Annotated in this window: 21 protein-coding genes; 18 read left to right on the forward strand and 3 right to left on the reverse strand. The window is 71.6% G+C overall.

The window, feature by feature from the left end:
- Positions 1-132: 132 nt before the first annotated feature.
- The 6 genes from ftsZ to EFL26_RS07350 all read left to right on the forward strand — a co-directional run bounded on the left by ftsZ (position 133) and on the right by EFL26_RS07350 (position 4,527).
- Positions 133-1,308, forward strand: a complete 1,176-nt coding sequence (gene ftsZ / locus EFL26_RS07325) for a cell division protein FtsZ (protein ID WP_123222218.1) — start codon at positions 133-135, stop codon at positions 1,306-1,308.
- 13 nt (positions 1,309-1,321) lie between these two features.
- Positions 1,322-2,065, forward strand: coding sequence for a purine nucleoside phosphorylase YfiH/LACC1 family protein (locus EFL26_RS07330; RefSeq protein WP_246000068.1), 744 nt, complete (start codon positions 1,322-1,324; stop codon positions 2,063-2,065).
- The gene (locus tag EFL26_RS07335; RefSeq protein ID WP_123222219.1) at positions 2,058-2,768 is read left to right on the forward strand and encodes a YggS family pyridoxal phosphate-dependent enzyme; all 711 of its coding nucleotides are present in this window, start codon (positions 2,058-2,060) and stop codon (positions 2,766-2,768) included. The genes EFL26_RS07330 and EFL26_RS07335 overlap by 8 nt, the downstream gene beginning before the upstream one ends.
- Before the next feature lie 61 nt (positions 2,769-2,829).
- Positions 2,830-3,333 (forward strand): cell division protein SepF, encoded by a 504-nt coding sequence (locus tag EFL26_RS07340; RefSeq protein WP_123222220.1) that lies wholly within the window; start codon positions 2,830-2,832, stop codon positions 3,331-3,333.
- 6 nt (positions 3,334-3,339) lie between these two features.
- Positions 3,340-3,630, forward strand: a complete 291-nt coding sequence (locus EFL26_RS07345) for a YggT family protein (protein WP_123222221.1) — start codon at positions 3,340-3,342, stop codon at positions 3,628-3,630.
- Positions 3,631-3,777: 147 nt separating this feature from the next.
- A complete protein-coding gene (locus EFL26_RS07350; protein ID WP_123222445.1) occupies positions 3,778-4,527 on the forward strand; it encodes a DivIVA domain-containing protein in 750 nt (249 codons plus the stop codon).
- Between the two features lie 58 nt (positions 4,528-4,585).
- On the opposite strand, the gene ileS is transcribed toward EFL26_RS07350, so the two are convergent.
- Positions 4,586-7,765, reverse strand: coding sequence for an isoleucine--tRNA ligase (gene ileS, locus EFL26_RS07355; RefSeq protein WP_123222222.1), 3,180 nt, complete (start codon positions 7,763-7,765; stop codon positions 4,586-4,588).
- Positions 7,766-8,898: 1,133 nt separating this feature from the next.
- Between ileS and EFL26_RS24500 the strand changes: the two genes are divergently transcribed.
- The 9 genes from EFL26_RS24500 to EFL26_RS24130 all read left to right on the forward strand — a co-directional run bounded on the left by EFL26_RS24500 (position 8,899) and on the right by EFL26_RS24130 (position 19,425).
- Positions 8,899-9,360, forward strand: coding sequence for a TraR/DksA family transcriptional regulator (locus tag EFL26_RS24500; protein ID WP_221176866.1), 462 nt, complete (start codon positions 8,899-8,901; stop codon positions 9,358-9,360).
- On the forward strand, positions 9,333-9,884 hold the full coding sequence (locus EFL26_RS07370; protein ID WP_123222223.1) for a signal peptidase II: 552 nt from the start codon (positions 9,333-9,335) through the stop codon (positions 9,882-9,884). Before EFL26_RS24500 ends, EFL26_RS07370 begins: the two co-directional genes overlap by 28 nt.
- Positions 9,881-10,819 carry an RluA family pseudouridine synthase gene (locus EFL26_RS07375; RefSeq protein ID WP_123222224.1) on the forward strand — a complete coding sequence of 313 codons (939 nt, stop codon included), beginning with the start codon at positions 9,881-9,883 and terminating at the stop codon, positions 10,817-10,819. Before EFL26_RS07370 ends, EFL26_RS07375 begins: the two co-directional genes overlap by 4 nt.
- Entirely contained in the window at positions 10,809-11,531 is a 723-nt protein-coding gene (locus EFL26_RS07380) for a GNAT family N-acetyltransferase (RefSeq protein ID WP_123222225.1), read from the forward strand. The genes EFL26_RS07375 and EFL26_RS07380 overlap by 11 nt, the downstream gene beginning before the upstream one ends.
- Positions 11,531-12,544, forward strand: a complete 1,014-nt coding sequence (locus tag EFL26_RS07385; protein ID WP_123222226.1) for a DUF2332 domain-containing protein — start codon at positions 11,531-11,533, stop codon at positions 12,542-12,544. Before EFL26_RS07380 ends, EFL26_RS07385 begins: the two co-directional genes overlap by 1 nt.
- Position 12,545: 1 nt before the next feature.
- The gene (gene htpX, locus EFL26_RS07390) at positions 12,546-13,406 is read left to right on the forward strand and encodes a zinc metalloprotease HtpX (RefSeq protein WP_123222227.1); all 861 of its coding nucleotides are present in this window, start codon (positions 12,546-12,548) and stop codon (positions 13,404-13,406) included.
- A gap of 142 nt (positions 13,407-13,548) precedes the next feature.
- On the forward strand, positions 13,549-17,109 hold the full coding sequence (gene dnaE, locus EFL26_RS07395; RefSeq protein ID WP_123222228.1) for a DNA polymerase III subunit alpha: 3,561 nt from the start codon (positions 13,549-13,551) through the stop codon (positions 17,107-17,109).
- On the forward strand, positions 17,097-17,708 hold the full coding sequence (locus EFL26_RS07400; RefSeq protein ID WP_148046656.1) for a hypothetical protein: 612 nt from the start codon (positions 17,097-17,099) through the stop codon (positions 17,706-17,708). The genes dnaE and EFL26_RS07400 overlap by 13 nt, the downstream gene beginning before the upstream one ends.
- Positions 17,709-17,769: 61 nt before the next feature.
- On the forward strand, positions 17,770-19,425 hold the full coding sequence (locus tag EFL26_RS24130) for a DUF3352 domain-containing protein (RefSeq protein ID WP_183408077.1): 1,656 nt from the start codon (positions 17,770-17,772) through the stop codon (positions 19,423-19,425).
- A gap of 13 nt (positions 19,426-19,438) precedes the next feature.
- Here EFL26_RS24130 and ybaK read toward each other — a convergent pair whose 3' ends face one another.
- A complete protein-coding gene (ybaK, locus tag EFL26_RS07410; protein ID WP_123222230.1) occupies positions 19,439-19,933 on the reverse strand; it encodes a Cys-tRNA(Pro) deacylase in 495 nt (164 codons plus the stop codon).
- A 12-nt stretch (positions 19,934-19,945) separates the two neighbouring features.
- Entirely contained in the window at positions 19,946-20,614 is a 669-nt protein-coding gene (locus EFL26_RS07415) for an LON peptidase substrate-binding domain-containing protein (protein ID WP_123222231.1), read from the reverse strand.
- A gap of 72 nt (positions 20,615-20,686) precedes the next feature.
- Between EFL26_RS07415 and hisD the strand changes: the two genes are divergently transcribed.
- The 3 genes from hisD to hisB are packed head-to-tail and all read left to right on the forward strand — an operon-like array spanning position 20,687 to position 23,687.
- Positions 20,687-21,991 (forward strand): histidinol dehydrogenase, encoded by a 1,305-nt coding sequence (hisD, locus tag EFL26_RS07420; RefSeq protein WP_123222232.1) that lies wholly within the window; start codon positions 20,687-20,689, stop codon positions 21,989-21,991.
- Complete coding sequence (locus tag EFL26_RS07425; RefSeq protein ID WP_123222233.1) at positions 21,988-23,085, forward strand: histidinol-phosphate transaminase; 1,098 nt, start codon at positions 21,988-21,990, stop codon at positions 23,083-23,085. Before hisD ends, EFL26_RS07425 begins: the two co-directional genes overlap by 4 nt.
- Positions 23,082-23,687, forward strand: coding sequence for an imidazoleglycerol-phosphate dehydratase HisB (hisB, locus tag EFL26_RS07430; RefSeq protein WP_123222234.1), 606 nt, complete (start codon positions 23,082-23,084; stop codon positions 23,685-23,687). Before EFL26_RS07425 ends, hisB begins: the two co-directional genes overlap by 4 nt.

Below are 23,687 nucleotides of genomic sequence, written 5' to 3' on the forward strand. Positions count from 1 at the left end.
CACGACCTCAGGTTGACATAACATTAACCTTCTACTGGAGGGTTAGAGTTACCGACCGGAGGTGCTTCCCCAGATGACCCGGAGTCGCCCGTGCAGTCGGGCAGGGCGACAACAGAGCGAGAGGCACCCGCCGTGGCAGCACCACAGAACTACCTGGCCGTGATCAAGGTCGTGGGTATCGGTGGAGGTGGAGTCAACGCCGTCAACCGGATGATCGAGGTCGGGCTGAGGGGCGTCGAGTTCATTGCGATCAACACCGATGCGCAGGCACTGCTGATGAGTGACGCCGATGTCAAGCTCGACATCGGCCGCGAGAAGACGCGCGGTCTCGGCGCCGGCGCCAACCCCGACGTGGGCATGGAGGCGGCCGAGGACCACGCCGACGAGATCGAGGAGGTGCTCAAGGGCGCCGACATGGTCTTCGTCACCGCCGGCGAGGGCGGCGGCACCGGAACCGGCGGCGCACCGGTCGTCGCCAAGATCGCGCGGTCCCTGGGGGCGCTGACCATCGGCGTCGTGACCCGCCCGTTCGCGTTCGAGGGACGGCGCCGTGCGCAGTCCGCGGAGGACGGCATCGCCAACCTCCGCGAGGAGGTCGACACGCTGATCGTGATCCCCAACGACAAGCTGCTCTCGATCTCCGACCGCAACGTGAGCATGCTCGACGCGTTCAGGCAGGCCGACCAGGTGCTGCTCCAGGGCGTCTCGGGCATCACCGACCTGATCACGACGCCGGGCCTGATCAACCTCGACTTCGCGGACGTGAAGTCCGTGATGTCCAACGCCGGCTCGGCGCTGATGGGCATCGGGTCGGCGCGCGGCGAGAACCGCGCCGTCGAGGCCGCCGAGCTCGCCGTCTCCAGCCCGCTGCTCGAGGAGTCGATCGACGGCGCCCAGGGCGTGCTGCTCTCGATCGCCGGTGGCTCCGACCTGGGCCTCTTCGAGATCAACGAGGCCGCGGCCATGGTCTCCGACGCGGTCCACGACGACGCCAACATCATCTTCGGCGCGACCATCGACGACGCGCTCGGCGACGAGGTCCGGGTCACGGTGATCGCCGCCGGGTTCGAGGGCGGTCGCCCGAAGCGCCGCGAGGAGGCGCCCAGCCTGCGCCGCCCCGCGCCGCCGAAGCCGGCCCAGACCCAGGAGGAGACCCGGGCTGCCGCCAAGGCGCTCGCCGAGCAGCGCCAGCACCCCGACCAGGGTGCGCGCAAGGAGCCCGTCACCGTCGGGGCTGCGACGCCGGCACCGCAGCGCAAGGCGACCAGCTTCGACGACGACCTGGACGTCCCCGACTTCCTGAAGTAGGTCCGCACCACCCGTGTACCACTGGCGCACCTCGCTGAGCTCAGCACGCGGCCCCGTCGACCTGGCCTTCACCGACCGGCACGGCGGGGCCGGTGCCGCGCCCTCCGACGAGCTCGACCTCGCCCTGGAGGGTGAGGGCGACCCGGCGGTGCGCGCCGCGAACCTGCACCTGGTGGCGACCGACTTCGCGCCGGGTGCGGTGGTCGACGACATGCGGCAGGTCCACGGCCGCACGGTGGTCGTCGTGGACGGCGCCGGTTCCGCAGGCGCCGATCGCCCCGAGGCCGACGCCCTGGTGACCACCCTGCCGGACCACCTGCTCGTGGTCCGCGTGGCGGACTGCGTCCCGGTACTGCTGGCCGACCCCGACACGGGCATGGTCGGCGCCGTGCACGCGGGGCGTCCGGGCCTGGCGGCGGGCGTGGTCCCGGCGGCGGTCGAGCGGATGCGCGCGCTCGGGGCCGGCGCCGTGGCGGCCTGGCTGGGCCCCCGGGTGTGCGGTGCCTGCTACGAGGTCCCGGCAGCGCTCCAGGTCGAGGTCGGCGCGATCGTGCCCGAGGCGGTCGCCACGACGTCGTGGGGCACCCCCTCGCTCGACATCGGCGCCGGGGTGCGCGCGCAGCTCGCCGCCCTGGGCGTCGAGGCGGTCGACGTGGGCACCTGCACGCGCGAGTCCGCGGACCTGTACTCCTACCGCCGCGACGGCACCCGTGCCGGCCGGTTCGCCGGTCTGGTCGTCAGGCGCTCCGATGGCTGACGACGACGCGCGCCGAGCCCTGCTGGCGGCGAACCTCGACACCGTCCACGGCCGGATCGCCGACGCCTGCCGGGTCGCCGGACGTGATCCGCAGGAGGTCGGCCTCGTGGTGGTCACGAAGTTCTTCCCCGAGTCCGACGTCCGCCTGCTCGCCGGTCTCGGCGTGACCGACGTCGGCGAGAACCGCCACCAGGAGGCCTCCGCCAAGGCGGCGGCGTGCGCCGACCTCGGGCTCTCCTGGCACTTCATCGGGTCGATCCAGAGCAACAAGGCAGCCGCGATCGCGGCGTACGCCGACGTGGTCGAGTCCGTCGACCGGGTCAAGCTCGTGAACGCCCTCGACCGCGGCGCCCGTGAGCACGGCCGCACCGTCGACTGCCTCGTCCAGGTCAGCCTGGACCCGCCGACGGCGTCCGCTCGCGGGGGAGCGGCGGCCGGGGACGTCGCTGCGGTCGCCGAGGCCGTCGCCGGCGCGAGCGCCCTGCGCCTGCGCGGCGTGATGGCGGTGGCGCCGCTCGGCGAGCCACCACTGCCGGCCTTCGAGCGGCTCGCCGAGGTGGCCGCCCGGCTCCGGCTCGAACACCCCGACGCGACCGTGGTCTCCGCAGGGATGAGCGGCGACCTCGAGGAGGCGATCCGGTGCGGTGCGACACACGTGCGTGTCGGCTCCGCGGTCCTCGGTCCGCGGCCACCGATCAAGTAATGTCCGAAACACGATCAAGGCCGCAGGTTCGTCGCGGCACGAGCGCAGAGGAAGAGGACACATGGCCGGCGCGATGCGGAAGATGGGCGTCTACCTCGGGCTGCTCGAGGACGCCGAGGGCGAGTACGCCGAGCTCGACCACGGCTACGACGAGCCGGCCCGCCACGAGCCCCGCGGTGCCGAGCCCGCCGCCCGCCCCGTGTCCAGCATCTCCGAGCGCCGCCGCGGCCCGGCCGCGCCGGCCGAGCACGCGATGACCGGCGTCGTGCCGCGCGCGTCCGCCCCGCTGTCCCGGATCACCACGCTGCACCCGCGCACCTACAACGAGGCGAGGGTGATCGGTGAGAACTTCCGCGACGGCATCCCGGTGATCATGAATCTCTCCGAGATGGCCGACGGTGACGCCAAGCGGCTCGTCGACTTCGCTGCCGGCCTGGTCTTCTCGGTGCACGGCTCGATCGAGCGCGTCACCAACAAGGTCTTCCTGCTCTCGCCGCCCAACGTCGACGTGGCTGCGGAGGACAAGCAGCGCATCGCCGAGGGTGGATTCTTCAACCAGAGCTGAGCGCACGTGAACGCTGTCGGCCAGATCATCGAGCTGGTCATCTGGACCTTCATCTTCCTGATGCTGGTGCGCTTCGTGGTCGACTGGATCCAGGTGTTCGCCCGCTCGTGGACGCCGCGCGGTCCGGTGCTGGTCCTGCTCGAGGCCGTCTACTCGGTCACCGACCCGCCGATCAAGGCGTTCCGCCGGGTCTTCCGGCCGGTCCGGATCGGCAGCGTGTCGCTGGACCTCAGCTTCCTGGCGGTGCTGCTGATCTGCTACCTGCTGCTGGCGATCAACCGGGCCCTGTTCCTCTGACCACGGGCAGATCCACGGGCCGACTCGGGGCTCGACTCGGGGGCCGACTCGCGGCCGACTCAGAGGCGCGCATGCCGCCCGGAGGCGCACGGGCTATTGTTCAATCCGACCACGTTGAAGTCCGACTAACGAAGAATGGGTGAGGTCATGCCGCTGACGCCTGAGGACGTGAGCAACAAGCGCTTTACTCCGGTCCGGCTCCGTGAGGGCTACGACATGGGTGAGGTCGACCAGTTCCTCGACGAGGTGGAAGCCGAGCTGGAGCGCCTCAACAAGGAGAACGACGACCTCCGGCAGAAGCTCGCGGCGGCCCAGCGCGGCGGTGGCGGCGAGGCCCCACCGGCCCCGGCGCCCCAGGTGGTGGAGAAGGCCCCCGAGCCGGCCCCCGCCCCGACCCCGGCTCCCGTCCCGGCCGCCGCGCCGGCGCAGGAGATCAAGGTGACCACCGTCGCCGACGCGTCCAGCGCGGCGGCGAAGCTGCTCGAGATCGCCACGCGCAACGCCGACGAGCTGGTCTCCGAGGCCAAGGACGAGGCCGACCGCATCGTCGGCGCCGCCCGCGCGAAGGCGGAGCGGCTCGAGGCCGAGGTCAAGGCCAAGAGCGACCGGCTCGAGTCCGACGCACGCACGCGTGCCGCCATGCTCGACTCCGAGACCGAGGCCCGCCGCAAGGAGATCTTCGGCAACCTCGAGAAGGAGAAGGACCAGCTCAACACCGAGATCGAAGGCCTGCGTGCCTTCGAGCGGGAGTACCGCAGCCGGCTGAAGAGCTACTTCACCCAGCAGCTGGAGGCTCTCGACGGCAACGCCTCGAGCGTCGCGACGCTGCCGGCCCAGGCCGAGCACGCGCCCAAGCGGCTGCGCTCGATCCTGGGCGAGGAGCCCGGGGACAACTGAGACCGGGCCGTCAGGCCACGCCGCCCCGGGGGCTCTCGGACCTCACTCCCGGACGGCGTCACCCACGGAACAGCGTGAAGCTGAAGCCGAGTTCGTCATCGCGCACCGTCAAGGTGTCGACGGACTCGGCTTCTGCCATCGTGGTCGCCAGCACCTCGCGCGCGATCAGCTCGCGGTGCTCCGCGACGGCCTCCGCCAGCTCACCCTCGGCGGCCCAGGTCAGGGCGATCCGGTCGGACACGTCGAAGCCGCTGTTCTTCCGGGTCTCCTGGATCAGCCGGATCACCTCGCGGGCGAGACCGGCCCGGCGCAGCTCCGGGGTCACCTCGAGGTCGAGGGCCACCGTCTCGCCCTGCTCGTTGACCACCGCCCAGCCCTCGCGCGGCCGTTCGGAGACGATCACCTCGTCCGCGAGCACCTCGACCTCGTTCCCGTCGACGGTCACCGTCGCGGTGCCGGTCTCGGCCAGTGCCGCGGAGAGCGCGGTCGCGTCGGCGGCGGCGATCGCGGCGGCCACCTTCGGCGTCTCCTGCGCGAACCTCTTGCCGAGCGCGCGGAAGTTGCCCTTCGCGGTGTGGTCGACCAGGTCGGCGCCGGCGGCACTGAGCGGCTCGAGCTCGCCGAGGTTCAGCTCGTCAGCCACCTCGGCCCGCAGCTCGTCACTGAGCCGTCCGTACGCCGCGGTGCCGACCAGCGCGCGCCGCAGCGGCTGCCGGATCTTCACCTTCGCCTCGGCGCGCGCGGCCCGGCCGAGCTCGACCAGCCTGCGGGCGATCGCGACGGACGCCGAGAGATCGGTGTCCACGGCGCTCTCGTCGGCCACCGGCCACGCCGAGAGGTGCACCGACTCCGGAGCGCCGTCGGTGACCGGCACGACCAGGTCCTGCCAGACCCTCTCGGTGATGAACGGCACCATCGGCGCCATCAGCTGGGTCAGTGCGACCAGCGCGTCGTGGAGGGTCTGCAGGGCGGCGGGGTCGCCGTCCCAGAACCGCCGGCGCGACCGGCGTACGTACCAGTTCGAGAGGTCGTCGACGAACTGGCCCAGCAGGGTGCCGATCCGCTGGGTGTCGAAGCGCTCGTAGGCCTCGGTCACCTCGACCACCAGCCGTGCGGTCTCGGCGTGCAGCCACCGGTCGAGCACCGGTCGCTCGGTGACCGGCGGCGCGTCGGCCCGGCCCGGCGCCCAGCCCGCGGCGCGGGCGTAGAGCACCTGGAAGGCCACGGAGTTCCAATAGGTCAGCAGGACCTTCCGGACGGTCTCCTGGATGCTCGCGTGCCCGACGCGCCGCGCGACCCAGGGCGAGCCGGAGCAGGCCATGAACCAGCGCACCGCGTCGGCACCGTGCTCGTCCATCAGCGGGATCGGCTCGAGGATGTTGCCGAGGTGCTTGCTCATCTTGCGGCCGTCCTCGGCCAGGATGTGGCCCAGGCAGAGCACGTTGGCGTACGACGACCGGTCGAAGACCAGCGTGCCGATCGCCATCAGCGTGTAGAACCAGCCGCGGGTCTGGTCGATCGCCTCGCAGATGAAGTCGGCCGGGTACGCCGTCTCGAACCGCTCCTTCGAGCCCTCGACGTGCGGGTAGCCCCACTGGGCGAACGGCATCGAGCCGGAGTCGAACCAGGCGTCGATCACCTCGGGCACCCGCGTCGACGTCGCGCCGCAGCCCTCCTCGGGGCAGGCGAAGGTGACCGCGTCCACGAAGGGCCGGTGCGGGTCGAGGCCCGACTGGTCGGTGCCGGTCAGGTCGCTCAGCTCGGCAAGAGAGCCGACGCAGGTCTGGTGGCCCTCGGGGCAGCGCCAGATCGGCAGGGGTGTGCCCCAGTACCGGCTGCGGGACAGCGCCCAGTCGATGTTGTTGTTCAGCCAGTCGCCGTAGCGGCCCCACTTGATCGTCTCGGGGAACCAGTTGGTCTGCTCGTTCTCCCGCAGCAGCGCGTCCTTGACCGCGGTGGTGCGGACGTACCACGACGGCTGCGCGTAGTAGAGCAGGGCGGTGTGGCAACGCCAGCAGTGCGGGTAGCTGTGCTCGTAGGCCTGGTGCCGGAAGAGCAGCCCGCGGGCCTGCAGGTCGGCCACCAGGTCGGTGTTGGCGTGACGGAAGAACTGCCCGCCGACCAGGGGTACTTCGGCCTCGAAGTGCCCGGTGCCGTCGATCGGGTTCACCATCGCGACGCCGTTGCGCCGGCAGGAGAGGAAGTCGTCCTCGCCGAAGGCCGGCGCCTGGTGCACCAGACCCGTGCCGTCCTCCGCCGTGACGTACTCCTCGGTGACGACTGAGTGTGGCTGGGCTCGATGGCTGGGTGTGGTGCGTGGTTGCGTTGCCTCGCTGTGGTCAGGCCAGTCGACGAGGTCGAAGGGTCGCTGGTAGGTCCAGCCGACCATGTCGGCCCCCTGGAACCGGTCCTCGACCGTCCAGCCCTCGCCCAGCACGCTGTCGACCAGGCTCTCGGCGACCACCAGCGTCTCGCTGCCGTCGGTCACGGTCACGTAGGTGAAGTCCGGGTGCACCGCGACGAGGGCGTTGGAGACCAGGGTCCAGGGAGTCGTGGTCCAGATCAGCAGCGTGGCGCCGGCGTACGGACCGCTGGTGAGGGGGAAGCGGACGTAGACCGACGGGTCGGTCACGGTCTCGTAGCCTTGCGCGAGCTCGTGGTCGGAGAGCCCGGTGCCGCAGCGCGGGCAGTACGGCGCCACGCGGTAGTCCTCGACGAGCAGGCCCTTGCGGTGGATCTGCTGCAGCGCCCACCACACCGACTCGACGTAGGACGGGTCCATGGTGCGGTAGGGGTCGTCGGTGTCGACCCAGTAGCCCATCCGCTCGGTCATCTGCTCGAAGGCGTCGACGTGCCGCAGCACCGACTCGCGGCAGCGCTCGTTGAACTCCGCGACCCCGAAGGCCTCGATGTCGGCCTTGCCGGAGAACCCGAGCTCCTTCTCGACCGCCAGCTCGACGGGGAGGCCGTGGCAGTCCCACCCGCCCTTGCGGGCGACGTACCGGCCGCGCATGGTCTGGAACCGGGGGAAGACGTCCTTGAAGACGCGGGCCTCGACGTGGTGCGTGCCCGGCATGCCGTTGGCGGTGGGCGGACCCTCGTAGAACGTCCACGGCTCGCCGTCGCGGGTCAGCTCCACCGAGCGCGCGAAGGTCGTCTGGCGCTCCCAGAGCGCGAGCACGTCACGCTCGAGCGCAGGCAGGTCGACCTGGGGAGGGACGGGGTTGTACTGGGTCACCAGGGATCCTTCGTGTCCGACAGCGAGGAGTTCGTCACCACACGAAGGGACGAGAGCCGTGCGGCTCCCGCGGTACCACCCTCCTTGGCCGGACGGCGCTGCCGGGCCGGCCCTCTTCATCGGTCGCCGCTGCCGGGTCTAGTCCGCGGACGCTGGCGTGCGACCGTGTTTCTTCCGGCGACTCAGGGCTGATGTTCGCGTCGTCGTCGTGCCCCCGGGCTCGCACCGCCCCCGGGTCGCTCCTGGCCGTACGACGGGCTACTGGTCCCATCGATGTCGTGCAGCAGCACAAGTGTGCCAGAGTGCACACGTGCCGCCGACCGGGGACGGACCGATCTCGGGGCATTCCCGGCGGGAATGAATTGGCGAACGCCCCGGAACGGCGCCTTGAAGGGGCAGGGACTTGCACATATCCTCGCGCCCACGGTGATGAGCCCGGCCCGCCGGGCATCACGAACTCTCAGCCCGATCGGGGGCGCACCACATCATGGCAACGACCGGCAAGCGATCTCTGGTGAGCAGAGCAGGCGCCGCGGCGCGCAAGGTGGTGGGTCGCTCCTCCTCGGCGGCGAAGCCGCGGTCGTCCGGCACGACCGTCGCGCTCAAGAAGGCGGCGCCCGCGAAGAAGGCCGCTGCGGCCAAGAAGGCGGCTCCGGCCAAGAAGGCGGCTCCGGCCAAAAAGGCGGCTCCGGCCAAGAAGGCGCCCGCGAAGAAGGCGGCACCGGCCAAGAAGGCGGCTCCGGCGAAGAAGGCGGCACCGGCCAAGAAGGCGGCACCCGCCAAGAAGACGGCACCGGCGAAGAAGGCGGCACCCGCCAAGGCGGCGCCCGCGAAGAAGACGGCACCCGCCAAGAAGACGGCACCCGCCAAGAANAAAGGCGGCTCCGGCCAAGAAGGCGCCCGCGAAGAAGGCGGCACCGGCCAAGAAGGCGGCTCCGGCGAAGAAGGCGGCACCGGCCAAGAAGGCGGCACCCGCCAAGAAGACGGCACCGGCGAAGAAGGCGGCACCCGCCAAGGCGGCGCCCGCGAAGAAGACGGCACCCGCCAAGAAGACGGCACCCGCCAAGAAGACGGCACCGGCCACGAAGGCCGCATCCACGACAGCAGCGACCGACCGTAGGAAGACAGCACCTGTGACCAAGGCCCCCGAGGCAACCCCCGCTCCCGCCAAGAAGGCGTCCGCAGCACCGCGCACGTCCGCCGCCAAGCTCGTCGTGCTCGAGGCCGAGGATCCCTGGACCAAGGACGAGCTCAACGAGGTCCGCAACCAGCTCCGTGCCGACGTCAAGCGGCTCACCGCCGAGCTCGACGAGGTGGCCGGTGACCTCGCCGACCTGATGCGCGACGCAGGCGAGAGCGCCGGCAGCGACCAGGCCGACGTCGGGTCCGCGACGTTCGAGCGCGACCAGGAGATGACGATCGTCAACAACGCGCGCGACATGCTGGTCCAGTCCGAGCACGCGCTCGAGCGGATCGCCGACGGCACCTACGGCGTCTGCGAGATGTGTGGCAACCCGATCGGCAAGAATCGGTTGATGGTGTTCCCCCGTGCGACAATGTGCATGACATGCAAGCAGCGCGAGGAGCGTCGCTGACCCGCGACGACGCATCTCACTCCGGGGCGTCCCGTCTGGGGCTGGTGCTGGGCATCGCGCTCGTCGCGTGGCTGGTCGACCTCGCCACCAAGGTCGTCGCGCAGCGCGAGCTCGCCGACCGTGGTCCGGTCGACGTGGTCGGCTCGCTGCTCCGGCTGAACCTCACCCGCAACGCGGGCGCGGCGTTCAGCACGGGACGCTCGCTGACGCCCGTGATCGCGGTCTTCGCGCTCGTCGCGTTCGTCGTGGTGCTGGTGCTCGCGACCCGGGTGGGCACGACCGGCTGGGCCTGGGCCCTCGGCCTGCTGCTGGCCGGCATCGCCGGCAACCTGACCGACCGGATCTTCCGTGAGCCGGGTCCGTTGCGCGGCCACGTGATCGACTTCCTGCAGCTCCCGCACTGGCCGATCTTCAACGTCGCGGACATGTGCATCAACGTGGCCGCGGCCCTCATCGTGCTCCAGTCCGCACGCGGGATCCCCTTGCGCGGACGGCACGCCGACGAGACCGAGGCCGCGCCGTGACGTCGTCGGCGGAGGAGCGCGCCCTCCTGGTGCCCGAGGGCCTGGCCGGCGAGCGGGTCGACACCGGGCTGGCCCGGATGTTCGGCATCTCCCGGTCCCGTGCGGCCGACCTGCTCGGCCAGGGCCTGGTCCGCCTCGACGGTTCGGCGGCCGCCAAGTCCGAGCGGCTCGTCCCCGGCAGCCTGCTCGAGGTGACCCTCCCCGCGACCACCGACCCGCTCGAGGTGCGCGCCGAGGCTGTCGAGGGCATCACGATCATCCACGACGACGAGTCGATCGTGGTGATCGACAAGCCCGTGGGCGTCGCGGTCCACCCGTCGATGGGCTGGACCGGCCCCACCGTGGTCGGCCACCTCGCCGCCGCCGGCTACCGGATCGCGACCAGCGGTGCCCCCGAGCGGCAGGGCATCGTCCAGCGCCTCGACGTGGGCACCTCCGGCGTGATGGTGATCTGCAAGGGGGAGCGCGCGTACTCCGTGCTCAAGAACGCCTTCCGCCACCGCACGGTCGACAAGGTCTACCACGCGCTCGTGCAGGGCCACCCCGATCCCTGGGAGGGCACCATCGACGCGCCGATCGGGCGCGCGACCAAGTCCGACTGGAAGTTCACCGTGCGCGACGACGGCAAGCACAGCGTGACCCACTACAGCACGCTCGAGGCGCACCGGTTCGCGAGCCTCCTCGAGGTCCACCTCGAGACCGGACGCACCCACCAGATCCGGGTGCACATGGCCGCGCTGAAGCACCCGTGCGTCGGCGACCTGACCTACGGAGCCGACCCGACCCTGGCGCGGCGGCTCGGTCTGGAGCGGCAGTGGCTGCACGCCGTACGCCTCGGCTTCGAGCACCCCGACACGGGCCAGTACGTCGAGTACGAGTCGGAGTACCCGCCCGACCTCGCTGCCGCCCTCGAGACCATCCGCGATGAGCACTGACGTCGACCTGGTCCTGCGACCCGCCACGTCCGACGACGCCGAGGAGCTCACCGAGCTCTACCTGGCCACGCGTCGCGCCGCCGAGCCCGCGATGCCTCCGCAGCAGCACACGCCCGAGTCCGTGCTCGCCTTCATGACCGGCGTGATCGCCGACAAGGAGGTGTGGATCGCCGAGGCCGACCAGCTGGTCGGGTTCGCCACGCTCGACGAGGCCTTCCTCGACGCGCTGTACGTCGGCCCCGAGCACCAGGGGCTCGGCATCGGCACCGCCCTGCTCGACCTGGTCAAGGCTCGCCGACCCGGTGGCTTCGGGCTGTGGGTCTTCGCCAGCAACGCCGCCGCGCGCGGCTTCTACCACCGCCACGGGCTCGTCGAGCTCGAGCACACCGACGGGTCGGGCAACCAAGAGCGCAGCCCCGACGTCCGGATGGCCTGGCCGGGGGACGACCCGATCGGGTTCCTGCGCCGCGAGATCGACCATGTCGACGACGAGCTGGCGCTGCTGCTCGCCCGGAGGTTCGCGCTCACCACGGCCGTGCAGGGGTTCAAGCACCAGCCCGGACGCGAGGGCCGCGACCCGGACCGCGAGCGGCAGATCGCGGAGCGGATGGCGGCGCACGCTCCCGGGCTGGGAGCCGAGGCGATCGGACGGATCATGGACGTCGTGATCGGGGAGTCGCTCGAGGCCTACGAGTCAGGCCCGCGCGCCTGATGGAGGTGTTCGGCGACACCGCGGCGGTCTACCGCGGGTTCGCCGCCGAGGCGGCCGGCGAGTCGCCCTGCTTCGAGCACTGGGCGCACTCGGTGGCCCGGGACGGCGAGGTGCTGGAGTGGCTGGCGCGACTGCCCGAGCGCAAGCGCCAGCCGAACCTGGTGTTCGCGGCCGCCCGGTGGCACGGGGTACCCGCTCCGGGCCCGTACGACGCGCTGCGCACCGCCCTGCTCGAGGACGACGGGACGCTCGCGCGGACGATCCTGGCGCGGTCGACGCAGACCAACGAGGTGGGCCGGCTGGCCACGCTGGCACCGGTCTTCGCGATGCTCGGCGGCCCGCTCAGCCTGATCGAGGCCGGTGCCAGCGCCGGCCTCTGCCTCTACCCGGACCGCTACGACTACCGCTGGGCGACCGACGAGGGCGTCCGGGTGCTGGGTGGCACCGGCGGACCGGTGCTCACCACGGCGGCCGACGGCCCGCTCCCGGTGCCGGAGCGGCCCCTGGAGGTCACGTGGCGCGCGGGCGTCGACCTGAACCCACTCGACGTCACCCGCGAGGACGACGTCGCGTGGTTGCTCACGCTGGTCTGGCCGGAGCAGACGTCGCGCCGGGCACGGCTGCAGGCCGCGGTCGCCGTCGCGCGCGACGAGCCGCCTCGCCTGGTCAGGGGCGACCTCCTCGACACGCTGCCGGCGCTCGTCGCCGAGGCCCCCGGGGTGCCCGTCGTGTTCCACAGCGCGGTGGTGGTCTACCTCGAGCCGGACCGTCGCCCCGAGTTCGTCGCGATGATGACCGACCTGGTCGGCCGCGGAGCCTGCCACTGGGTCAGCAACGAGGCCCCGGGAGTGCTGCCGGGCGTGCCTGTCCCGGCACCCGCCAGGAGCGGCCGGTTCCTGCTCGCGGTCGACGGCGTCCCGGTCGCCTGGACGCACGGGCACGGTGCCGACGTGGCGTGGCTCCCAGCCTCCGAGCGTCCGGGAACGTCCGCGAGTCCGTCGGCGTTCTCCTGACATGCACCAGCACTACAACGGCCTGAAGACCGCGCTGCTCCTGGGCGGGATCTTCGGGCTGCTCCTCGCTCTCGGCTCGGTGATCGGCGGCGGCCAGTACCTCTGGGTGTTCGCGCTCTTCGGGGTCGGCATGACGGCGTACGGCTACTGGAACTCCGACAGGATCGCGATCCGGGCGATGCGGGCCTACCCGGTCAGCCCGGCCGAGCAGCCGGCCATGTACCGGATCGTCCAGGAGCTCTCGGCGAAGGCCGGCAAGCCGATGCCCCGGCTCTTCGTCTCGCCCACGGAGGCGCCGAACGCGTTTGCGACCGGGCGCAACCCCGAGCACGCCGCGGTGTGCTGCACCGAGGGCATCCTCGGCCTCCTCGACGAGCGCGAGCTGCGCGCCGTGCTCGGCCACGAGCTGATGCACGTCTACAACCGCGACATCCTGACCTCCTCGGTCGCTGCCGCGATCGCCGGCGTGATCACCTCGGTCGCCCAGATGCTGATGTTCATGAACATCTTCGGCGGCGGGGACGACGAGGACCGGCCGAACCCCCTCGCCCTGATCGCGGTGAGCCTGCTCGCGCCGATCGCGGCCGCCGTGATCCAGATGGCGATCAGCCGCACCCGGGAGTACGACGCGGACGAGGACGGCTCGCGCCTCACCGGCGACCCGCTGGCCCTGGCCAGCGCGCTCGCCAAGCTCGAGCACGGTGTCGCGGCGCGGCCCCTCGCGCCCACCCCGCAGCTGCAGAACGCCAGCCACCTGATGATCGCGAACCCGTTCCGCGCCCAGGACGTCTCTCGGCTGTTCTCGACCCACCCGCCGACCGCCGACCGGATCGCCCGGCTGCAGCAGATGGCCGGTCGCTGAGGCCCTCGCCGACGTCGATCCGGTCGTACCCGCGCGCCTTGTCCGAGGTGGCTGAGACACTGACGTACGCTGTCGGTCTTCCCCCAGATGACGCGGCAGCGCGTCCCGTCCGCGACCCTCCGGGAAGGTGAGAACCCGCTCCATGTCGACCGGCTCCGACTCCTTCGTGCACCTGCACGTGCACACCGAGTACTCCATGCTCGACGGGGCCTCCCTGCTGGACGGTCTGTTCTCCCGGGTCAACGACCTGGGCATGACGTCGATCGCGATGACCGACCACGGCAACCTGCACGGCGCCTACGACTTCTACTCCAAGGCGCACCGGCACGGCGTGAAGCCGATCATCGGCATCGAGGCCTACCTCACCCCCGGCACGATGCGGGGCGAGCGCCGCCGGGTGCGCTGGGGCAAGGGCGACGCGGCCGAGGAGGGCGGCGACGACGTCGCCGGCGGTGGTGCCTACACCCACATGACCATGTGGGCCGAGAGCACCGAGGGCATGCACAACCTGTTCCGGCTCTCGTCCCGGTCCAGCCTGGAGGGCTACTTCTACAAGCCCCGGATGGACAAGGAGATCCTCGCCGAGCACAGCAGCGGCCTGATCGTCAGCACGGGCTGCCCGAGCGGGGCGATCCAGACCCGGCTGCGCCTCGGTCAGTGGGACGAGGCGGTCCAGGAGGCCGGCGAGCTGCAGGACATCTTCGGCCGCGACAACGTCTTCCTCGAGCTGATGGACCACGGCATCGCGATCGAGAAGCGCGTCCGCGACGACCTGCTCCGGCTCGGCAAGGAGCTCTCGATCCCGCCGATCGCGACCAACGACTCGCACTACAACAACCCCGAGGACGCCGACGCGCACGACGCGCTCATCTGCGTCGCCTCGGGCAAGCGGCTCTCGGACACCAACCGCCTGAAGTTCGACGGCGGCGGCTACTACATCAAGTCCGCCGCCGAGATGCGCCAGCTCTGGGCCGACGGGTTCGGCATGCCCGAGGCGTGCGACAACACCGTGGCGATCGCGGAGCGCTGCCAGGTGGAGTTCACCGAGTCGACCGGTGGCTACATGGCGCGCGCCGACGTGCCGGCGGGGGAGACCGAGGACTCCTGGTTCCGCAAGGAGGTCTGGCGCGGCATCGAGGCGCGCTACCCGGGCGACCGGCTCGACCAGGCGGTCCGCGACCGGGTCGAGATGGAGCTCGCGATCATCTCCCAGAAGGGCTACTGCGGCTACTACCTCGTGGTCGCCGACTTCATCAACTGGGCCAAGGACAACGGCATCCGGGTCGGCCCGGGGCGCGGTTCGGGCGCCGGCTCGATCGCGGCGTACGCGCTGCGGATCACCGACCTCTGCCCGCTCGAGCACGGCCTGTTCTTCGAGCGCTTCCTCAACCCCGAGCGCCCCTCGATGCCCGACTTCGACATCGACTTCGACGACGCCCGTCGCGGCGAGGTGATCGCCTACGTCAGCGACAAGTACGGCGCCGACCGGGTCGCGCAGATCGCCACGTTCGGTCGGCTGAAGGCGAAGGCCGCGATCAAGGACGCCGCGCGGGTCCTCGACCACGGATTCGCGATCGGCGACAAGATCACCAAGGCGCTGCCCGCCGACGTGATGGGCAAGGGCGTGCCGCTCAAGGAGATCTTCAACCCCGAGCACAAGCGCTACAAGGAGGGTGCGGAGTTCCGCACGCTCCACGACCAGGATCCCGACGTCCGCACGATCTACCAGACCGCCCTGGGCCTGGAGGGCCAGATCCGCAACTGGGGTGTGCACGCGGCGGGCGTGATCATGTCGAGCGAGCCGCTGATCGACATCGTCCCGATCATGGCCCGCCCGCAGGACGGCGCGATCATCACGCAGTTCGACTACCCGATGTGCGAGGCGCTCGGGCTGGTCAAGATGGACTTCCTCGGGTTGTCCAACCTGCGCATCCTCGAGGACGCGGTCATCAACATCGAGGCGAACCGCGGCAAGAAGCTGGTGCTCGAGGAGCTCCCCTTCGACGACCGGGCGACGTACGAGCTGATGGGCCGCGGTGACACGCTCGGCGTGTTCCAGCTCGACGGTGGCGGCATGCGTGCCCTGCTGCGGTCCATGCAGCCCGACCAGTTCGCCGACATCACCGCGGTCAGCGCGCTCTACCGTCCGGGCCCGATGGGTGCGGACTCCCACAACAAGTACGCCCGGCGCAAGAACGGCCGCGAGCCGATCGAGCCGATCCACCCGGCGCTCGCCGAGGCGCTCGAGCCGGTCCTGGGCGAGACCTACGGCCTGATCGTGTACCAGGAGCAGGTGATGGCCATCGCCCAGGCGCTGGCCGGCTTCACCCTGGGCGCCGCGGACAACCTGCGGCGGGCGATGGGCAAGAAGAAGAAGGAGGAGCTGGACAAGCAGTACGCCGGCTTCCAGTCCGGCATGCTCGAGCGCGGGTTCCCCCAGGACGCGATCGACAAGCTCTGGGAGATCCTGCTCCCGTTCTCCGACTACGCGTTCAACAAGTCCCACTCCGCGGCGTACGGCGTCATCACCTACTGGACCGCCTACCTCAAGGCGAACTACCCCGCGGAGTACATGGCCGCGCTGCTCACGTCGGTGAAGGACGACAAGGACAAGATGGCGATCTACCTCAACGAGTGTCGCCGGATGAAGATCCAGGTCCTGCCGCCCGACGTCAACGAGTCCGACGCGGACTTCACCCCGGTCGGCACCGACATCCGGTTCGGCCTCGGGGCGGTCCGCAACGTGGGCCACAACGTCGTCGACGGCATCGTCGTCGCCCGCCGGGAGAAGGGCCGCTACCTCGACTTCAACGACTTCATGAGCAAGGTGCCGGCGATCGTCTGCAACAAGCGGGTGATCGAGTCGCTGATCAAGGCCGGCGCCTTCGACGACATGAAGCACAAGCGCCGCGCCCTCGTCGCGATCCACGAGGTGGCCGTCGACCAGTACGTCGACATCAAGAAGAACGAGGCGATCGGCCAGGACTCCCTGTTCGCGGGCCTGGACGGGCTCGACGACGACTCGGGAGGCTTCGGCGTCTCGATCGCCGTGCCCGACATCGACGACTGGGACAAGATGACGCTGCTGGGGCACGAGCGCGAGATGCTCGGCCTCTACGTCTCCGACCACCCTCTGCTCGGGATGGAGCACGTGCTCTCCTCCGTGCGTGACTGCACGATCGGGCAGCTGATGCTCGACGAGGAGCGCGCCGACAACACCACGGTGACGGTGACCGGACTGATCACCTCCGTCCAGCGCAAGGTCACCAAGCGTGGGGACACCTGGGCGATGGTCACGCTCGAGGACCTCGAGGGCGCGATCGACGTGCTGCTGTTCCCCAGCGCCTACCAGCTCGCCGCCCACCTGCTCACCCAGGACGCGATCGTCACCGTCAAGGGCCGGCTGTCGCGGCAGAAGGACCAGCCCGAGCTGCACGGCCAGGAGCTGAGCCTTCCCGACCTCAGCGACGGGCCGAGCGGCCCGGTCGTGATCTCGCTGCCCTCGACCCGCTGCACCCCGCCGGTGGTCGAGCAGCTCAAGGAGATCCTCCGCACCCACCCCGGCATGTCCGAGGTGCAGCTCAAGCTGCTCACCCGCGCCTCCACACGGGTGCTCCGCGTCGACGACGGCCACCGAGTGACGCCGAGCCCGGCCCTGTTCGCCGACCTCAAGCAGCTCCTGGGGCCCGGATGTCTGGGCTGACCGTGCCGCCGACCGCCGCGCCGCGCCGGCTGCTGTCCCACCCCGTGGCGCGCGACCTGGCCGTCGTGCTCGTCTGGTTCGTCGCGCTCGGGGTGCTCGCCGCCGTGGTCTGGTGGCAGGTGACGCCGCTGGCCGACTACACCCGCACTGCCACCAACGCAGAGATGGGCGAGGAGCAGCTCGGTCAGCAGGTGGCCGCCGACGGGTGGTACCTCACCCTCGGCGCCGTCGGCGGCCTGCTCAGCGGCGTGGCCCTGCTCTCGATGCGCTGGCGCGACCCGCTGCTCATGGTCGCGGCCGTCACCGTCGGCAGCCTCCTGGGTGCCTGGGTGATGCTCCGGGTCGGGCTCTGGCTCGGCCCCGCCGACCCCAAGTCCGTGCTCCCGCACGCCGCGGTCGGCGCCCGGGTCCCGATGCAGCTCAAGCCCGGAGCGAGCGGCGTGGTCTACGTCTGGCCGATCACCGCGCTGCTCGGCGCGATCGGCGTCATCTGGGGCACCGAGCAGCACCGGACCGGCTCTTCGGAGCCGGCCGCGGTCGACGGCACCGGCAGCGGCGCGGACGCGGCGGACGAGCCGTCCGGTCACGTTGCGCAATGACCCGGTGAGCGCCCTCCGATCCCGGTAGGGTGCCGCCGACAGCAGATCACGGGGGCGCCGCATGTCCGAGGACTCACCGACCTGGCCGCAGCAGCCGGCCGAGCACACGACTCCGCTCGAGTCCTTCGAGACCGTGGGGCCGGGTTCCTCCGGCGGAGGCGGGCCGCGACGGCGCAGCGTGATCGGCGCCGTCGCCGTCGTCGTGGTGGCGATGCTCGGCGGGGGCGCGTACGCGGCGTACTCCTTCCTCGACGGCGGTGGCCCCGAGCCGGCCGAGGTGCTGCCGGCCTCGACGCTGGCGGCGCTGAGCGTGGACCTCGACCCCTCGGCGAGCCAGAAGATCGCCGCGATCCGGTCGATCCGCAAGTTCCCGGCGCTGAAGAAGACGCTCGGCCTGCAGGCCGACGACGACCTCCGCCGGTTCGCGTTCGACAAGATCGTCGACGGGCACTGCGGCAAGCTCGACTTCGAGCACGACGTCAAGCCGTGGCTCGGCAAGCGGGCGGCCCTCGCGGCCGTCGACCTCGGCGGCCAGAACCCTGTGCCCGTCGTCGCGCTGCAGATCAGCGACCACGACAAGGCCCAGGCCGGCTTCCAGGCGCTGGTCGACTGCACCGATCCGAAGGACTTCGGGTTCGCGGTCGGCCAGGACTACCTGGTCGCGAGCGACAGCGCGGACCACGCCCGGACCGTGCTCGCCCAGGGCGAGGCAAAGCCGCTCTCCGACGACGCGACGTACCGGCGGTGGACGACCGCCGCCGGCGACCCCGGGGTCGTGTCCTTCTACGTCGGCCCGGGGGCGGCCCGGTACGGCGAGCGGCTCCTCGACGACGCCGGCTCCAACCTCTTCGACTCCGGTCGCGGCAGCTTCAGCTTCGCCGAGGGCAGCTCGGGGTTCCAGCCGCTGCCCGACGCTTCGAGTGATGCCGACCCGCGAGTCTCGGCGAAGGGTGCGCTGGCGCACTTCCGGGGGCTGGCCGGCACCGTGCGGTTCAGTGGCGGCGGGATGGAGCTGTCCGTGGCCGGCGGCGGTGTGAACCAGCTGCAGGGGCTGGCGACGATCGGTCCGGACGTGTCCGACCTGCCCGGCGACACGGCGGCGGCCGTCGGCTTCGGCGTGGGCAAGGACTACGCCAAGCAGCTGGTCGAGGCCTTCACCAGCCTGGCCGACCTGACCAGCCTGGAGAACCAGACCGGCCTGGACCTGCCCGACGACCTCCAGACCCCGCTGGGCAGTGGCGTGACGCTCTCCCTGGGAGGGCACGCCCCGCACTCGCTGTCCGATGTCGCCGGTCCTGAGGACGTCCCCGCAGGAGTCGTGCTGCACGGCGACCCCGACCAGATCCAGGCCGTGATCACCAAGGTCGAGCAGCGCCTCGGGATGCAGCTCTCGGACATCCCCATGGACGTCCAGGGCTCAGGGCACAAGCTCGCGATCAGCACCGGCGGCTACGGCCCGGAGCTGCTCAAGGACGGCACGCTCGGCTCCGCCCGCGGCTTCCGCGACGCCGTCCCCGAGGCGGACAGGGCCGGCGCGATCCTGTACGTCGACTTCGACTCGGCCTGGCGCGACGCCCTCGCGCGGGAGCTGACCACGGAGGGCGGCACCAGCGCGGCCGACTTCGACGCGAACACCAAGCCGCTCCACACGCTCGGCCTGAGCTCGTGGGTCGACGGAGACACGTTCCACGGTCTCCTGAAGATCACCACGGACTGAGCGGCCCGGCCCCTCAGCTGGTCCGTGCGATCGACGCCCTGGTCGCCCCGGTCACGCGGGCCAGGTCGTCCGGTGCGAGGCCGAGGTCCAGCCCGCGGCGTCCACCGCTGACGAACACGGTGGCGTGATCGTCAGCCGAGGCGTCGAGCACGGTGCGCAGCGGGCGCTTCTGGCCGATCGGTGAGATCCCGCCCACGACGTACCCGGTGACCCGCTCGGCGACGGCAGGATCGGCCATCTGGGCCTTCTTCCCGCCCACCGCGGCCGCGAGGGCCTTGAGGTCGAGCTGGCCGGTGACCGGAACGACGCCGACGACGAGGTCGCCGTCGACGTCGGCGAGCAGCGTCTTGAAGACTGTCGCGGGCTCCAGGCCGAGCGCCTCGGCCGCCTCCAGGCCGTAGGAAGCCGCCGCCGGGTCGTGCTCGTACGCGTGGACGGTGAACGGGACGCCCGCGCGGGTCAGTGCCACCGTCGCGGGCGTGCCGGGGGCGCCCTTCTTCCTGGCCATCGTGGGCAGAGACTAGTTGGGCGACCAGCGGGTGCGGGCGACCTCGGTGGCCGGCAGGCTGGGCAGCGCGCGCATCGCCTGCATCTCCTCGTGCAGCGAGCGGCGCAGCATCCGCAGCCGGGTGAGCGCGTCGGGCGCCTCGAGGAGGTCCTGGCGCTGGCCCTGGCTGAGCAGGCAGGTGGCCGCCAGCGTGTAGGACAGGTACGCCGGGTGCCGCGGCATCGGCCCGGCCAGCACCGGACCCCCGCGCAGGGCCGAGAGCGCCGTGCGGTACTCCTCGAACGCATTGAGGGCGAGGACGGCCTCGTCGGCGGCCTCCTCGACGTCGTCCTCGTCCTCCACGAGGTCGCCGCGGGCGGTGAGGTACTCCCCGGCGGGGTCGACCTCGTCGAGCACGATCCGCTGCCGGCCCGTGACCTCGATGTCGAACCGTCCGTCGTCGTACCGCTCCACGTCGGTGACCTGCACCACGGTGCCGACGCGGTGCAGCGACTGCACGCCGCGGTCGCCGACCTCGTAGCCCTCGCGGATGGCCACGACGGCGAAGATCCGGTCGGCGGGCTCGGGGAGCAGCAGCAGGTCGCGCATCAGCGCCCGGTAGCGATCCTCGAAGATGTGCAGGGGAGCGACCACGCCGGGGAACAGCACGCTGTTGAGCGGGAACACCGGCACCGTGGTCACGAGAGGACCGTAACCTGCCCGCGCACTGAAATCCGGTCAAAGGGAGCCGCGGGGGCTCCCTAGACTGGTGCCATGATCCGCCGAGTCGACCTCCGTGGCGCGGCTGCGGCGTCCCCCGACTACCGCACGCTCGTGCCGCGCGCCGAATTCGACGTCGACGCCGCCCTCGAGGTGGTCAGGCCGATCTGCGACGACGTCCGGGAGCGCGGCGTGGCTGCGATCCTGGAGTACTCCGCACAGTTCGACGCGGTCGACCAGACCGACATCGCGGTGCCCGCGGAGGCGCTCTCGCAGGCGCTCGCCGAGCTCGACCCGGACGTGCGCGCGGGACTGGAGGAGTCCATCCGCCGCCTCCGCGCCAGCTGCGAGGCCGAGCTCGAGCAGGACGTCGTCACCGACTTCGGGCCCGGCGCCCGCGTCACCCAGCGGATGGTGCCGGTCGACCGGGTCGGGCTCTACGTCCCCGGTGGCGTCGCGCCGCTGGTCTCCAGCGTGGTGATGAACGTCGTGCCGGCCCAGGTCGCCGGGGTCCGGTCGATCGCGCTGACCAGCTCGCCGCAGCGCGCGCACGGGGGCCTCCCGCACCCGACCATCCTCGCGGCCTGTGCGCTGCTCGGGGTCGAGGAGGTGTACGCCGTCGGCGGCGCCCAGGCGATCGCGATGCTCGCGTACGGCGCGGGCCCGTGCCGCCGGGTCGACCTGGTCACCGGGCCGGGCAACATCTACACGGTCTCGGCGAAGCGGCTGCTCAAGGGCGTCGTCGGCATCGACGCCGAGGCCGGGCCGACCGAGATCGCGATCCTCGCCGACGAGACGGCGGACGCCGCGTTCGTCGCTGCCGACCTGATCAGCCAGGCCGAGCACGACCCGCTGGCGGCCTCCGTGCTGGTCACCGACTCCCTGACCCTCGCCGACGACGTGGAGCGCGAGCTGGACAAGCAGGTGCCGGCGACCAAGCACGTCGAGCGGATCCGCACGGCGCTGGGCGGCCCGCAGTCGGGGATCGTGCTGGTCGACGACGTCGAGCAGGGCCTCGACGTGGTCAACGCCTACGCGGCCGAGCACCTCGAGATCCACACCGCCGACGCGGCCGCCGTCGCCGCGCGCGTCCGCAACGCGGGCGCCGTGTTCGTCGGCAGCTTCGCCCCGGTGTCCCTGGGCGACTACTGCGCCGGGTCGAACCACGTGCTGCCGACCGCGGGCTGCGCCTGCCACTCCTCGGGCCTGTCCGTGCGCGCCTTCCTCAAGGCGGTCCACGTGATCGAGTACTCCCGCGACGCGCTTGCCGACGTGGCCGGCCACGTCACGACGCTCGCGGACGCCGAGGACCTCCCGGGCCACGGAGCGGCGGTCCGCGTGCGCTTCGAGGCGCCATGACCTGGCCGCCCCTGCGCGAGGAGCTCCGGGGGATCGAGCCGTACGGCGCGCCGCAGCTCGACGTGCCCGTCGCCCTCAACGTCAACGAGAACCCCTACCCGCCGTCGGCGGCGGTCGTGGCCGACATCGCGGCCGCGGTCACGGACGCCGCCGCGACGCTGAACCGCTACCCCGACCGCGAGTTCACCGAGCTGCGCAAGGGGCTCGCCGAGTACCTCAACGCCGACGGCGGTCGGGGCATCGGCCCTGACCAGGTCTGGGCCGCCAACGGGTCCAACGAGGTCATGCTCCACCTCCTCCAGGCGTTCGGCGGCCCGGGACGGACGGCGGTGTCGTTCGCGCCGACGTACTCGATGTACCCCGAGTACGCCCGCGACGCGATGACCGCCTGGGTGGCCGGCCGGCGCCACGAGGACTTCGCGTTCGACCTCGAGCACGCCCACGAGGTGATCGACGAGCACCGGCCCTCGGTGGTGCTGCTGCCGTCGCCGAACAACCCGACCGGCACGGCCCTGCCCCACGACGTGATCGGCACGCTGTGCACGATGCTGTCGGGGCACGGGGGCGAGGACGGCCTGGTGGTGATCGACGAGGCCTACGCGGAGTTCCGCCGCGAGGGCACCCCGTCCGCGCTCGAGCTGCTCGGCGACCACCGCAACCTGGTGGTCACGCGCACGATGAGCAAGGCCTTCGCCCTGGCCGGTGCCCGGCTGGGCTACCTCGCCGCGGCCCCGGAGATCTGCGACGCGCTCCGGGTCGTCCGGCTGCCCTACCACCTGTCCGCGGTCACGCAGGCGACCGCGTCGGCCGCCCTGCGGCACGCCGACGAGCTGCTGGCCAACGTCGCCGAGCTGCGCGCCGAGCGCGACCGCACGGTCGCGTGGCTGCGGGAGCGCGGGTTCGAGGTCGCCGACTCCGACGCGAACTTCTGCCTCTTCGGCCGGTTCGACGACCGCCACGCGGTCTGGGAGGGTCTGCTGCACAGGGGAGTCCTGATCCGGGAGACTGGACCGGACGGATGGCTCCGCGTGTCGATCGGCACCGCGGAGGAGATGGCGGCGTTCCGGGCCGCCCTGCTGGAGGTTGCGTCATGAGTCAGCGCACTGCACGGATCGAGCGGGAGACCAAGGAGTCCAAGGTCCTCGTCGAGGTCGACCTGGACGGCAGCGGCCGGGCCGACGTGAGCACCGGCGTGGGCTTCTACGACCACATGCTCGCCTCGCTGGCCCGGCACGCGCTGCTCGACCTGACCGTCCAGACCGACGGCGACACCCACATCGACGCCCACCACACCGTCGAGGACACCGCGATCGTGCTCGGCGACGCCCTGCGGGAGGCGCTCGGCGACAAGGCCGGGATCCGCCGGTTCGGCGACGCCACGGTGCCGCTCGACGAGGCACTGGTGCAGGCCGTCGTCGACGTGTCCGGCCGGCCGTACTGCGTCCACGTCGGCGAGCCCGAGGGCCAGCAGTACGTCGCCATCGGCCGCGACGGGTACGTCGGCTCCCTGACCCGCCACGTCTTCGAGACCCTCGCGCACCACGCCCAGATCGCGCTGCACGTGCGTGTGCTCTCCGGCCGCGACCCGCACCACCTCGTCGAGGCGCAGTTCAAGGCGCTCGCGAGGGCGCTGCGCGACGCGATCGCGCTCGACCCGCGGGAGACCGGCGTGCCCTCGACCAAGGGAACGCTCTGA

Origin of the sequence: Nocardioides pocheonensis, from assembly GCF_003725535.1 — a bacterium.
Classification (GTDB): Bacteria; Actinomycetota; Actinomycetes; order Propionibacteriales; family Nocardioidaceae; genus Marmoricola; species Marmoricola pocheonensis.

Excerpts from the sequence above, each read along its gene's own strand:
- hisD (WP_123222232.1), top strand. The coding sequence starts at position 20,687 with ATGATCCGCCGAGTCGACCTCCGTGGCGCGGCTGCGGCGTCCCCCGAC.
- hisB (WP_123222234.1), top strand. The coding sequence starts at position 23,082 with ATGAGTCAGCGCACTGCACGGATCGAGCGGGAGACCAAGGAGTCCAAG.
- EFL26_RS24130 (WP_183408077.1), top strand. The coding sequence starts at position 17,770 with ATGTCCGAGGACTCACCGACCTGGCCGCAGCAGCCGGCCGAGCACACG.
- dnaE (WP_123222228.1), top strand. The coding sequence starts at position 13,549 with ATGTCGACCGGCTCCGACTCCTTCGTGCACCTGCACGTGCACACCGAG.
- EFL26_RS07385 (WP_123222226.1), top strand. The coding sequence starts at position 11,531 with ATGGAGGTGTTCGGCGACACCGCGGCGGTCTACCGCGGGTTCGCCGCC.
- ybaK (WP_123222230.1), bottom strand. The coding sequence starts at position 19,933 with ATGGCCAGGAAGAAGGGCGCCCCCGGCACGCCCGCGACGGTGGCACTG.
- EFL26_RS07335 (WP_123222219.1), top strand. The coding sequence starts at position 2,058 with ATGGCTGACGACGACGCGCGCCGAGCCCTGCTGGCGGCGAACCTCGAC.
- EFL26_RS07340 (WP_123222220.1), top strand. The coding sequence starts at position 2,830 with ATGGCCGGCGCGATGCGGAAGATGGGCGTCTACCTCGGGCTGCTCGAG.
- EFL26_RS07350 (WP_123222445.1), top strand. The coding sequence starts at position 3,778 with ATGCCGCTGACGCCTGAGGACGTGAGCAACAAGCGCTTTACTCCGGTC.
- EFL26_RS07380 (WP_123222225.1), top strand. The coding sequence starts at position 10,809 with ATGAGCACTGACGTCGACCTGGTCCTGCGACCCGCCACGTCCGACGAC.
- EFL26_RS07425 (WP_123222233.1), top strand. The coding sequence starts at position 21,988 with ATGACCTGGCCGCCCCTGCGCGAGGAGCTCCGGGGGATCGAGCCGTAC.
- EFL26_RS07400 (WP_148046656.1), top strand. The coding sequence starts at position 17,097 with ATGTCTGGGCTGACCGTGCCGCCGACCGCCGCGCCGCGCCGGCTGCTG.
- htpX (WP_123222227.1), top strand. The coding sequence starts at position 12,546 with ATGCACCAGCACTACAACGGCCTGAAGACCGCGCTGCTCCTGGGCGGG.
- EFL26_RS07370 (WP_123222223.1), top strand. The coding sequence starts at position 9,333 with ATGCAAGCAGCGCGAGGAGCGTCGCTGACCCGCGACGACGCATCTCAC.